Raw genomic sequence first — 12,076 nt, 5'->3', positions numbered from 1 at the left:
CAATGTTGCCGTTGTCAGGCCATGGGGTAGCCGGTACTCCTGTCCACATCAGATCCTGAATGAGGTGGCCACCATGACCGGCGCGACAGCAGAACGACCTTCCTCCAGCAGCGTAGCCGTCACTTTCGACGATGTATTGGAGGCAGCTGATGCCCTGGAGGGCGTTGCTGTCAAAACCCCGCTCTTGACCAATCCCGCTCTGGACGAGCGTGTCGGCGGGCGTGTGTTGATCAAGCCGGAATGCCTGCAACGCAGCGGCTCTTTCAAGTTTCGTGGCGCTTACAATTGCTTGCGGCAATTGGACCCGGATGTCCGGGCCAAGGGTGTCGTCGCTTGTTCGTCGGGGAACCACGCGCAAGGTATCGCATCCAGTGCCAAGATCTTTGGCATGCCGGCGACGATCGTCATGCCTGCCGATGCACCTCAGGTGAAGCTGGAACGCACTCGCGGATACGGTGCGACGGTCATTACTTACGATCGGGCCACCCAAGACCGCGATAAGATCGCTGCCGAGATCTGCGCCGAAACCGGCGCGACGTTCGTGCACCCTTACAATGATCCTGCCGTCATTGCCGGGCAGGGGACGGTTGGCCTGGAAATGGCAGCGCAAGCAAAAGACCTTGGTGTGCGGTTGGATGATGTCCTGGCTTGCACAGGTGGTGGAGGCCTTTCCAGCGGGATTGCGCTTGCGCTTGCAAACACTTCCGCGGAAACGGTGTTCCATACAGTCGAACCGCAATTCTTCGATGATTACAAACGGTCTTTGGAGGCAGGGGGATTGCTGTCCAATCCCGCCAAATCCGGCTCGATCTGTGATGCGCTTCTTTCTGAAAGTCCCGGAGAGATCGGATTTTCGATCCTGCGTCAATTTTCTGGGGAAGGATATACGGTCACGGACGAGCAGGTTCTGGACGCTGTGGCGTTTGCGTTTTCCGAGCTCAAGCTGGTTGTCGAACCCGGCGGCGCCGCTGCGTTGGCCGCACTGCTGTCCGGGAAACTTGACCTAAGGGAGCGGACCGTCGGTGTCGTACTGACGGGCGGAAATATCGACCCTAAGATGTTGTTTAAGGCTGTTTCGCGTTAACGCGCTGTTAGTGGCTGACCCATTAGGCGGATAATATCAGTCCTGTTCTTTCTCGGAGGATTCGCGAAAGAAAGGATGGTGCGGAAACAACCGTGGTGTCTGCTGAATTGCGAAGCAAAACCAGGAGGTTACGTTACGTAGGGGTATGCTCTCTGCTGATGCTGCCGTCCTGTCTTCCTTGGCATTGAATACCTGGTGTTCCGTCGAAACCCGCCTCACGAAGGGGCGTGTTACGTTGATTGGCGGGACAGCGTTGGCCTGAGGGGGACCAGCACTGGCTTGCAGGGTTTATGGAGCCAATATGCAGAACCAAACGCTAAAGGGCAGGCTGGCGTTTTTCCGTTTCACCGAAGAAGATCGCACACTTGCGCGATCGATCTGGCCGACACTTTCCTCTCATTTGCCGAGGATCATGGACGGATTTTACGACCATGTAAAAACAGTCCCGCATCTGTCGACAATGATCGGAGACCAGGAAGCCCGCCTGATCTCGGCGCAGCTCTCTCATTGGGAGCGCATGTTCAATGAAGGACCGACCGAGGCGTACCTTGAGCGCTCCATCCGGATCGGATTGGCACATGTGCGCATCGGTCTTGATCCGAGCTGGTACATCGGCGGGTATTCCTTTGCCTTAACCCAGATCTCCGACGTGCTGCTGACCAAGCGGATGATGACCACTGCCAAGCGCTCTAAGGTCATGGCTGTGATCACCAAACTGGTGATGCTGGACATGGACATCGCAATTTCGACCTACCACGAAAAAATGGTGGCGGACGCTGTTGCCCGGGAAGACGGGCTGAAGTCCGCGATTGCCACGTTCGAGACTTCACTCAGCGGTGTGGTCGGCGAGTTGAGCTCTACGTCTGACGAGTTAGAGAATTCCTCTCGAGATCTCAGCCGGGAGACCGGCTCGATCGCAACCCGCATGCAGACCATGGACACTTCCTCCGCGGAGACCGCGAGCGGTGTGCAGTCCAGCGCGACGGCAACAGAGGAAATGAGCGCCTCGATTGTTGAAATCGGGCGTCAGGCCGGGCATTCACGTGAAAAGGCTCAGCAAGCAGTTCAAGGCGCCCAGAACACCAATGAATCGGTCACCAAGCTGGCCGGTTTTGCGGATCAGGTGGGGTCTGTCATCGGCTTGATTTCTGACATTGCTGAACAGACCAACCTCCTTGCACTGAACGCAACCATTGAAGCGGCTCGTGCCGGTGAAATGGGTAAGGGCTTTGCCGTCGTTGCGGCCGAGGTCAAGGAGCTGGCAAGTCAGACGACGAAGGCGACTGAAGAGATCACCGAACAGATTGCTGCGATCCAGCAGGCAACCCGGCAGTCTGTCCAGGATATTGATGGAATCACCACGATCATCAGCGAATTGTCAGAGATCGCCAACAGCATTGCGGCGGCCGTGGAGCAGCAATCTTCTGCAACGGCGGAGATTTCGTCTGCGGTTCAGATCGCGGCGGTCGGCACACAGAGCTTTACAGATGAGATCGCCGCTGTGCGCGGGTCGATCGATTCAGTCGATGGCACGGTTGAGACGATCCATGAAACGTCATTGACCTTGAAGAACAGGGCTGCGCGTCTGAGCGAAGAAGCGAACCAGTTCTTTGACAAGATCAAAGCCGCATAACTTTGAACAAAGAGGGGAGGCATCGTTGGCTGATCTTCGGGTCTGCCGACGATGCCTTTAAAACTCTCCGACAAATGCCGCGCAAGGAAATGAGCGCGGCATTTGCTTTGGTGCGACAAAGAAAAAGGGCGCCTGGAATGGGCGCCCTTGTCTCTTGACAGTGTGAAGATCGATCAGTTGAACAGAGCCTGTCGTTCGGCCTCGGTCAGCTCCGTCAGCGGGTCAGCGCCGTCGTCGGCATCTGCTTCCTGCTCGACCAAAGCCCAGTCGGCATCAGCTTCTGCCTCTGCTGTTTCCGCTGCCGGTTCGCTGTCGTTGGCAGCTTCCGGCTCGCTGACTTCCGCATCGAACAGTTTGTCGATCGCGGCTTCGTCCAGGACTTCATCGGCGTGGGCAGCCGCAAACTCATCGGCGACCGGATCGGCTACTTCAGCTATATCTGCTGCTTCCGTTTCCTCGGCCGCAGGCGCGGATGCAAACATGTCATCAATCGCGGCCGCATCCATCGGTTCGCTATCGCCCGCCATCAGGGCATCGATGTCCGCTTCACCCATTGGTGCTGAAGCTTCGCTCGCAGATGTGTTGCCGGGCGCTGCGACTTCGTCCAAAGCGGCCTCAAACACGTCGCCGCTGACAGACATCAGCTCATCGACGCTGTTTTGAGAGACGCCCGCGCCATCACGCTGCGGGCCGTTCAGCAGGTGAGCATCCGGGCGGCTGTCGACAGGACCAGCGGTGTCATCTGCTTCGAGATCTTCAATGCCCCAGATGTTTATCATCAGGTTGATCCGGCTTTCGAGATATCGCAGCACCTGGACCACCTTGTTGGTGCGCTGGCCGGTCAGATCCTGGAAGGAACAGGCCATGAAGATTTCTGTGGCCTTCGCATCAATATCGTCGCAAGTCGCATTGTCTGCGCCGTTTTCGCGAAGAACCCAGGCTTTTTCCTGGATCTGCTCGGCAGCTTCCAGAATCGACTGGGTTGCGCCTTCGGTCTGCGTCACGATCGCATCAAGCTCATGAGAGGCGTCGACAAAGCGATTGCTTTCGTCGCCGTCGTCCTTGATGTTGGCGATCTCCGCCTTGGTGCGCTCAATTGCCTCGTGCATGTCGGCAATATCCAGGCGGATCTTGTCGAGATCCGGAACTTTGCGCTGGCGGGTGACGACTTTCTCAAGACGTTGGATCGCGCCGAGGATCTCGGTCGTTTCCGGGGTCTTGTTCCGGTTCAAAAACTCTTTTAGAAACCGACGTCCCCGATCGGATTCCATCAAGGTCTGTTCAAGCGTCTGATATTCGGCTTCGCCTATCAGCTCCGGTTCTACCTGTTGTGTTTCCGCTTTCATAAGGGCGCGATTCTCAACTCTGCAAGGGCCGTTTGGTATCCAATCCGGACAATTCCAAAATCAGGGTAAACTGAAAATCGTTAATATTCTTTTGGGCCTCAAAATCCGGTTCGGTTTGCATGTTGAATTTGACGTCGGCCCTCAGCGCGCGTGTCTCCGCCTTGTTCGGGGTTCATTTTTTCGGCTATGGGCTATTTCTCCCTTTCTTTCCGGTCATTTTGGAGTTCGAGGGGTTTTCCGCGGCCGAGATTGGATTTGTGCTGGGGGCCGGGACGGTTGCCCGGATTGCCGCAAGTCCGCTTTTGACAAACCTGGCGGACCGTACCGGTCAGCGCCGGTGGTCCATCTTTGTTTATTCTCTCCTTGGAACCGTCTTCATCGCGCTTTTCGCCCTTGGAAATGGTCTTTACGTTCTGGGCGCCGGGGTGATCGGCTACATGGTCTTCAAGGCGCCGGTGCTTCCGCTCAGTGATGCCTATGCCTTGGATGCTGCGCGCAACACGGGCGCGGACTATGCACGGATGCGCCTTTGGGGATCTGCTGGGTTTGTTGCTGCCAATCTTGCTGGCGGATTCCTGGCGACCGGAGATACCGTTTGGGTGATGCTGTTTCTGATTGGCTTGGCGTCGCTTCTGACAGGCGGCGTTGTTCTGTCACTTCCGCGCCAAAGCGGAGCCGGGGCAAGCGAAGGTTTGGACGAAGAGGCCGGAGAAGCGCCCTTCAAAACGGTTTGGTTTTGTCCGGTGCTCATCCTGCTTGGCTTGTTCCAGGCAACCCATGCGGCATTTTATGGGTTTGGGACGCTCTACTGGCAAGCCGCCGGGATAGCAGACGAAACAATCGGCATCTTGTGGGCTGTCGGCGTGATCGCTGAGATTGCGCTTTTCACAGTTGCCGGAAAGATCGCGCTTCGTTTCGACCCACCGGTTTTCCTGATCGTTGCCGGGATTGCCGCGGTCGCCCGCTGGGGCCTGTTCCCGTTCGCGGATACGCTGGTGTCGATGGTCGCGATCCAGCTTCTGCACGCGCTCACCTTCGGCGCTGCACATCTGGGCGCCATTGCAATTCTGGCGAAAGTCGTTCCAAGCAAATGGGCCGGGACCGGCCAGGGTCTGCTTGCCACATCAATCGGCCTGCAGATGGCCATTGGTTTGAGTGTCTGCGGTGCGTTGTACGAGGTGGACCCGGATCTGCCGTTTTATCTGATGGCAGCAATCTCGGCAGCCGGAACGCTTGTAATGCTGACGCTGACGCCGATGGTGCGTCAGCGCATGGCTTCAAGCTTGGTGCGTTAAAACTTAAGCGTTAGCCCCACAATTCCGGCCTTGGCGGGAACAGCGTGCTGCCTTCGAAGATCAGTCCCGGTGCGCGGTCCTGCGTCAAAAGAAGAGGCCCGTCGAGATCCACATAGTCTGCCCGCTGCGCCAATAGGACCGCGGGGGCCATGGCCAAAGACGTGCCGAGCATACAACCGACCATGATCTCAAATTCAAGCGCTTTGGCCTGATCCAGAAGCGCCAGGGCCTCCGTCAAACCCCCGGCTTTGTCGAGCTTGATGTTGATGGCATCATATCGGCTGCGCAGATCTTCAAGCCCATCCCGTGTGTGCAGACTTTCATCCGCACAGATCGTGATCTTGGAGCTGAAATCCTTGAGATGGCTGTCATCCTTGGAGGGCAAAGGCTGTTCAATCAAAGCAACGCCGGCGGCTTCACACGCTGCCATGTTCGTCGCGAAACAGCTGGCGTCCCAGGCTTCATTTGCATCAACGATCAAGGTGCTGTCCGGTGCGGCCTTGCGAACAGCTTCTATGCGCTCATCGTCGCCAACCCCGCCAAGTTTTACCTTGAGCAAGGGGCGATGTGCGGCCTTTGCTGTCTTTACCGCCATAATTTCCGGTGTGCCGACACTGATCGTGTAAGCGGTCGTGACCGGTGAAAGCGGCGGGATCCCGGCAATCTCTGCCGCCGGCTTTCCGGACTGCTTGGCTTCAAGGTCCCAAAGGGCGCAATCTACGGCGTTGCGTGCAGCACCGGCCGGCATTGCCTCTTGCAGCGCATGGCGGCTCAAACCGTCTTTCAACAGCGGTGAGATCTCCTGGATCTGCTCCTGAACGCTTTCCATGGTTTCGCCATAACGCGCATAGGGCACACATTCGCCGCGGCCGATGTGATCGCCGTCCTTCAAAGTGGTGACGAGCACATTGGCATGGGTGCGGCTGCCGCGGGAGATTGTAAAACCGCCCGCGATCTCAAAGCTTTCAAGGTCAATGCTGACGCTGCGGCTCATGGGGTGCCGAACTCCGCGGAGACCTTGTCGACCACGGCTTCCATGCCATAGCGGATCGGATCGGTTGCCGGAAGGCCATGGCGCTCGCCCAATTTTGCCAGAAGCGCAAGCGCCTCATCGTCATCCAGAGCCTGGGTGTTGACTGCAATGCCGACACATCGAATGCCGGGATTGGTGAGCTTGCCGCACTGAATGGTCATATCGATGACCTGATCGACGGTTGGAAGCGGTGTTTCAACACCGCGCATTTTGGTTCGCGTGGGTTCATGACACACAATAAAACCGTCGGGTTGCGAGCCATGAAGAAGGCCGAGTGTCACGCCGGCAAATGACGGGTGGAACAAGGAGCCTTGGCCTTCCACCACCTGCCAGTGATCTTCCTCTGTCGCTGGGGAAAGCCACTCGGCAGCGCCGGCGATGAAATCAGCCACAACGGCATCGAGAGACAGACCCCGGCCTGAAATGAAGACACCTGTCTGCCCGGTTGCGCAGAACGAACTGGTGTAGCCGCGTTCATTCATCGCCTTGTCCATCGCAAGGGCAGTGTATTTTTTGCCGACAGAGCAGTCTGTTCCGACGGTCAAAATTCGTTTGCCCGGGCGTTTGATGCCCTTTCCGGTGGCGAAAGTCATGGAGTTGTGGCGCACATCGTGGAGTTGGCGGCCGTTTTGGGCGGCTGCTTCCTGGATTGCCGGAATGTCGCCGAGTTTGACATGGAGCCCAGAGGCAACATCAAGGCCTGCGTTCAGCGCTTCAACCACCGAATCAACCCAATGATCCGGCAAACGTCCACCGGCATTGACTGCGCCGATGACCATCGTCTTGGCACCTGCAGCAGTTCCCTCGGCGATCGACATGTCCGTCAGACCGGTATCTGCGGCACAGCCATCGAGCCGGACCTGTCCGACACACCAGTCTTTCCGCCAATCAACGATGCCTGTTGCGGTCTTGGCTGCCAGGGCATCGGGGACGTCACCGAGAAACAAAAGGTAAGGGCGGGCAATTTCCATGGGCAATGCTTTCATCTGACTGCTGGACGTTAATCTTTACAATCAGGTATACGGGGGGAAGTTGACGAGCGGCAAGGGGCAACTCTCCGGAATGGCATTCCTGGAAAAAAACAAAGCGCCGGAATTGCACCTGGACACCGATTCCGAGGGACATCAGTCCCTTATTCTATCCGGAGACTGGACTGTCAGCACTCTTGCGGATGCTGACCAGCAAATCTCCAAGCTGAATGTCGCCAAGGACAAACTGACGTGTATCGATGTTTCAGGAGTTGATCATCTGGACACAAGTGGTGCCTGGTTGATCCACCGCACCCGTGGGCAGCTGGAATTCAGCGGCCGGAAAGTGCAGTTGACCGGGGTGACGCCCATCCGCGAAAGCCTGTTTCACGAGATCGAGAAGCATCACCCGCCGCGCTGGCAACCAGACCGGTCCGGTTTCACGATTGTCGGTTTTCTTGAAGCGACCGGGCGGCAGATGGTTGAGGTGTATAAAGACACCCTCGCGATGCTGCATATCCTTGGATCGCTCGGCATCGTCCTGTCGACCGTTCTTTTACAGCCCAAACGCCTTCGCAGCATCGCAATCGCCGTGCAGTTCGACCGCAGCTGCATCGGCGCTGTCCCGATCGTGGCGCTGATGAGCTTTTTGATCGGCGCGATCATTTCTCAACAGGGCGGATTTTACCTGAGGCAGTTTGGCGCCGACATTTTCGTCGTCGATCTGGCAGGCATCCTGGTGCTTCGGGAGATCGGCGTCATCCTGACGGCTATTATGGTGGCCGGACGGTCCGGGTCGGCGTTTACCGCCGAGCTGGGCGCCATGCGCATGCAAGAGGAGGTCGATGCATTGCACGTCATCGGCTTGAGCGTGACAGAAGTTCTGGTGCTGCCGCGCATTCTGGCATTGATGATTGCCTTGCCGATTTTGACCTTCGTGGCAGATATCTCGGCGCTTTTTGGTGCCGGTCTGATTACCTGGGCGTACCTCGATATTCCACCTGCAGCGTTTCTGACGCAGCTTCAGTCGGCCATCACTGTGAACACCTTCGTCGTTGGTATCATCAAGGCACCATTCATGGCTTTGATTGTTGGCCTGATTGCCTGCGTTGAGGGCCTCAAGGTGGAAGGGTCGTCTGAGTCGCTCGGCCGGCACACCACCATGTCTGTTGTCAAAGCGATCTTCCTTGTGATCGTCGTCGATGGATTGTTCGCAATGTTCTTCGCGGCCATTGGGGTATAACGACGAGATGGCAGTGTCAGACATCGAACAAACCGAGCATGCTGCGGACCAGCAGGAGGACCGTCCGGAAAACATTCTGTCGGTTCGCGATATCACCGTCGGTTTCGGCTCCAAAATCATCCTGCAGGATCTGGATCTCGATGTGCACCGTGGGGAAGTGCTTGGCTTTGTTGGTGGGTCTGGCACCGGTAAGTCGGTGTTGATGCGCACAATTTTAGGGCTGACAACGAGGCGGGCCGGACAGATTTCGGTATTCGGTCACGATCTTTCCAGTGCGTCGGGCAAGACCCGCAAAATGATCGAACGGCGATGGGGCGTGCTCTTTCAACAAGGTGCGTTGTTTTCGTCGCTCACCGTGAAGCAGAACATTCAGGTGCCGATGCGCGAGCATCTGAAATTGTCGCAGCGCCTGATGGACGAACTGGCCACCTTGAAGCTGGAATTGGTTGGGTTGCCGCAGGATGCCGCAGACAAGCTGCCTTCAGAGCTTTCCGGCGGCATGGTGAAACGGGCAAGCCTTGCCCGCGCCCTTGCACTCGACCCGGATTTGGTGTTTCTGGATGAACCAACGTCCGGCCTGGATCCTATTGGAGCTGCCGCGTTCGATTCGTTGATTGGCAATTTGAGTTCCACGCTGGATCTGACCGTTTATATGGTTACTCACGACCTCGACAGTTTGCATTCCATCTGTGATCGCATCGCAGTTCTTGGGCAAAAGCGTGTTCTTGCGATCGGGCCAATGGAAGACATGATGAAAAATGACGACCCTTGGATTAAGTCTTACTTCCGAGGGGAGCGGGCTCTGCGCCGCACATGAGGTTTGAGTGAATGGAAACCCGCGCGAATTACATATTGATCGGCGCATTTATGATCGCGATCCTGATCAGCGCGTTCGGGTTCATCTATTGGCTCGCTGTGACAGCTGAGTCGCGTCAGAATGTCGAAGTCAAAATCCTGTTTCCCGGTGCGGTCACCGGTTTGCCCGTGGGGGGACAGGTTTTGTTCAACGGCATCAAGGTCGGTGACGTGGCCTCGCTGGATTTTGCGCCGGGTGACCCAACCAAGGTTTTGGCAACGGTCCGGATCCGGCCATCCACGCCGCTCCGCGAAGATACCAAGGCAACATTGAATTTCACCGGCTTGACCGGTGTTGCCTATGTGGATCTGATCGGCGGAACAAGTTCCTCTCCGCTACTGTTGAATCCGGATGGCAGCCAGAACCCGAATAACATCCCACTCATCAATGCCGAGCGATCGTTTTTTGACGATATCGTGGATGGCGCGCGGGACGTTCTGAAACGCGCGGATTCGACCATGAAAACCGTCGATCAGCTGCTTCAGGACAATGGTCCGGCGATTTCCAAAACGATCCAGAACGTTGAGACGTTCTCAGATGCTCTTGCTGCGAACTCTGATGGCGTCAAAGACTTCATGGCAAGCATCGGAAAGGCTTCGGATGCGTTTTCAAGCCTGTCTGCGCGGCTTGAGGGCCTGGTGGACGAAGGCGAACGGCTTCTGGCAGCGGTGCCGTCCGATAAAGTCACGGCCATCGTGGACGACCTGCAGACCTTCTCGGGAAGCCTTGGCAAGGCGAGCGCAGATATCGATACCCTGATGGCTGATGCTCAAAATGCGGCCAAGGAACTGACCGAGTTCACAGAACGCCTCAATGATGGGCTCGGCAACGTTCAAAGCATTGTTCAGGCGGTGAAGCCGGAAGACATCGAAAAGGTCATGAAGGGCGCGGCAGCGCTCGGCGAAGTGCTGGAAAAGCGCTCGGGTGACATTGATGAACTGGTCGTGGCCACGTCCAGCACGATGCAGGGCGTGAACAACATTGTAGAGATGCTGCGCGCACGCGAAGGCACCATCAATGACGTGATCACTGGAACGCGCGATATCGTTGGCAAAGTGGATGCGATCGTCACCCGTGGCGTTGAGATTGCCGCGGTAATTGATCCGCTGCGCGTCGACGAGATTGTTGCATCCGTAGCCACACTCACTGAAGGACTGAACATCTCTCTCGTTCGCGTCGATGAGATCATTGCAAGCGTTGATCCGGCCACCATTGGCGAGACCGTCGACAGTGTTGCGAGCATCGTCGACAACTTCAACAATCAGCAAAGCCAGATCAACGAAATCATCGCTTCGACAAAGTCCACGATTCAGAATTTCGAGGCGGTTTCAGCAACAGTTCGTGGCCAGGATGACCGGATTGCAGCGCTCGTCGAAGATGTACAGGTCGCGGCAGAACGGTTCGCATCCACGCTCCAGTCTGCCGATGAACTGCTGCGTGCTGTTGATCCGGAAAAGATCGCCAATATTGTCGGCTCGGTCGAAACTGCGGCCAGTGGCCTTGCTGGAGAAGATGGCATCCCCGCAATCCTGCAAAGCGCGCGTCAGGCCGCGGACAACGTTCAGCAAATGACGGCGGACTTGAGCAAACGCACACCGGATGTCGATCAGATCATTACCGATGCGCAGCAGATGACCGCGACCCTCAACTCAACATCGGTCCGGGTTGAGAGCCTTGTCGAGAAGGTCTCCGAAATGGTTGACGGTGACGGTGAGGGCTTGATCAAGGAAGCAACGCTTGCAGCGCAAGCGATCCGGAAGGTCGCGGTTGCGTTTGAGAGCCGTGCCGATGCCATTGCAGGTGGTTTGTCGAAATTTGCCACCCAAGGGTCGGCGGATCTGACATCCGCATTGGCGCAATTCAACCGTACGCTGGTCTCGATCCAGCGGGCTGCGCAGAGCTTTGAACAACGGCCGAACCGCGTAATCTTCGGTGGTGAAGAAGTGCCGACCTATCAAGGCGGGCGCCGCCGGTGAGTACAGGGAATAGGGGACTGACGGGGATGACACAGGCAAACAGCCGACTGAGCCGGCGGGCGTTTATCAGCGCGCTTGGCGCTGGCGCCGTGGTGTCCGGTTGCGCCAGTTCCGGTCCCGACGCCTTTTATAGCTTGCAGGCTGCCGATGTCGGCGGCTTGGCGGGACGATCCAGCCGTGTTCAGGTGCTTGTAGCACCGCCTCGCGCGCTTAAGGCACTCGATACGACCTACATCGCGGTAGTCGACAGCGGTCCGGTCTATTCATATTTCCCAAATGTTGCCTGGGCCGACACGCTCCCAAATGTGGTGCAGAACAAGTTGCTGCAAACCCTCCAAAACACGGGACGGCTGCGCGGCGTCGGACTGCCGGGTGATGGCCTGCTGATCGACTATCAGCTTCAGACGGATATCCGGGCGTTTGAATTGAATATTGAAGGCGCCAACCGCGGTGTGGTTGAGATTGCAGCGCGGGTGGTCAATGACCGCAATGGCCGGACAGTTGCCAACAATGTGTTCCGGCGGGAAACCCCGTCCGGCAGCTCCGGTGTTGAACAGGCGGTTGAAGCCATGAACCAATCGGCAGAACAGGTGTTCGCTGATATTGCTGCCTGGACGCTCAGAAACGTCTGAGCGCCCGAGA

10 protein-coding genes are annotated in these 12,076 nt (G+C 57.1%); 7 read left to right on the top strand and 3 right to left on the bottom strand.

Annotation, left to right across the window (positions count from 1 at the left end; genetic code table 11):
* The first annotated feature begins 73 nt into the window (after positions 1-73).
* Both ACVDG4_RS12450 and ACVDG4_RS12445 read left to right on the top strand, forming a co-directional pair.
* Positions 74-1,084 carry a threonine ammonia-lyase gene (locus tag ACVDG4_RS12450; protein WP_447235299.1) on the top strand — a complete coding sequence of 337 codons (1,011 nt, stop codon included), beginning with the start codon at positions 74-76 and terminating at the stop codon, positions 1,082-1,084.
* Positions 1,085-1,385: 301 nt separating this feature from the next.
* Complete coding sequence (locus ACVDG4_RS12445; RefSeq protein ID WP_447235298.1) at positions 1,386-2,717, top strand: protoglobin domain-containing protein; 1,332 nt, start codon at positions 1,386-1,388, stop codon at positions 2,715-2,717.
* Between the two features lie 173 nt (positions 2,718-2,890).
* On the opposite strand, the gene ACVDG4_RS12440 is transcribed toward ACVDG4_RS12445, so the two are convergent.
* Positions 2,891-4,063 (bottom strand): protein phosphatase CheZ, encoded by a 1,173-nt coding sequence (locus ACVDG4_RS12440; protein ID WP_447235297.1) that lies wholly within the window; start codon positions 4,061-4,063, stop codon positions 2,891-2,893.
* Between the two features lie 119 nt (positions 4,064-4,182).
* On the opposite strand from ACVDG4_RS12440, the gene ACVDG4_RS12435 reads away from it, so the two are divergent.
* On the top strand, positions 4,183-5,358 hold the full coding sequence (locus tag ACVDG4_RS12435) for an MFS transporter (protein WP_447235296.1): 1,176 nt from the start codon (positions 4,183-4,185) through the stop codon (positions 5,356-5,358).
* Positions 5,359-5,368: 10 nt separating this feature from the next.
* On the opposite strand, the gene dgcA is transcribed toward ACVDG4_RS12435, so the two are convergent.
* Together dgcA and dgcN are read right to left on the bottom strand one after the other, a co-directional pair.
* Complete coding sequence (dgcA, locus tag ACVDG4_RS12430; protein ID WP_447235295.1) at positions 5,369-6,352, bottom strand: N-acetyl-D-Glu racemase DgcA; 984 nt, start codon at positions 6,350-6,352, stop codon at positions 5,369-5,371.
* On the bottom strand, positions 6,349-7,362 hold the full coding sequence (gene dgcN / locus ACVDG4_RS12425) for an N-acetyltransferase DgcN (RefSeq protein ID WP_447235905.1): 1,014 nt from the start codon (positions 7,360-7,362) through the stop codon (positions 6,349-6,351). The genes dgcA and dgcN overlap by 4 nt, the downstream gene beginning before the upstream one ends.
* 91 nt (positions 7,363-7,453) lie before the next feature.
* Here dgcN and ACVDG4_RS12420 point away from each other — a divergent pair, with 91 nt between their 5' ends.
* Genes ACVDG4_RS12420 through ACVDG4_RS12405 form a run of 4 tightly spaced genes read left to right on the top strand, consistent with a single transcriptional unit; the run spans position 7,454 to position 12,066 of the window.
* Entirely contained in the window at positions 7,454-8,602 is a 1,149-nt protein-coding gene (locus tag ACVDG4_RS12420) for an ABC transporter permease (protein ID WP_447235904.1), read from the top strand.
* Between the two features lie 7 nt (positions 8,603-8,609).
* A complete protein-coding gene (locus ACVDG4_RS12415) occupies positions 8,610-9,419 on the top strand; it encodes an ABC transporter ATP-binding protein (protein ID WP_447235294.1) in 810 nt (269 codons plus the stop codon).
* Between the two features lie 11 nt (positions 9,420-9,430).
* A complete protein-coding gene (locus tag ACVDG4_RS12410; protein ID WP_447235293.1) occupies positions 9,431-11,434 on the top strand; it encodes an MlaD family protein in 2,004 nt (667 codons plus the stop codon).
* A 26-nt stretch (positions 11,435-11,460) separates the two neighbouring features.
* The gene (locus ACVDG4_RS12405) at positions 11,461-12,066 is read left to right on the top strand and encodes an ABC-type transport auxiliary lipoprotein family protein (protein ID WP_447235292.1); all 606 of its coding nucleotides are present in this window, start codon (positions 11,461-11,463) and stop codon (positions 12,064-12,066) included.
* Positions 12,067-12,076 lie beyond the last annotated feature (10 nt).

This window comes from Roseibium sp. MB-4, assembly GCF_053005265.1.
Note: the sequence above shows the minus strand (reverse complement) of the source record. Positions and strands in the feature narration are given on the sequence as shown.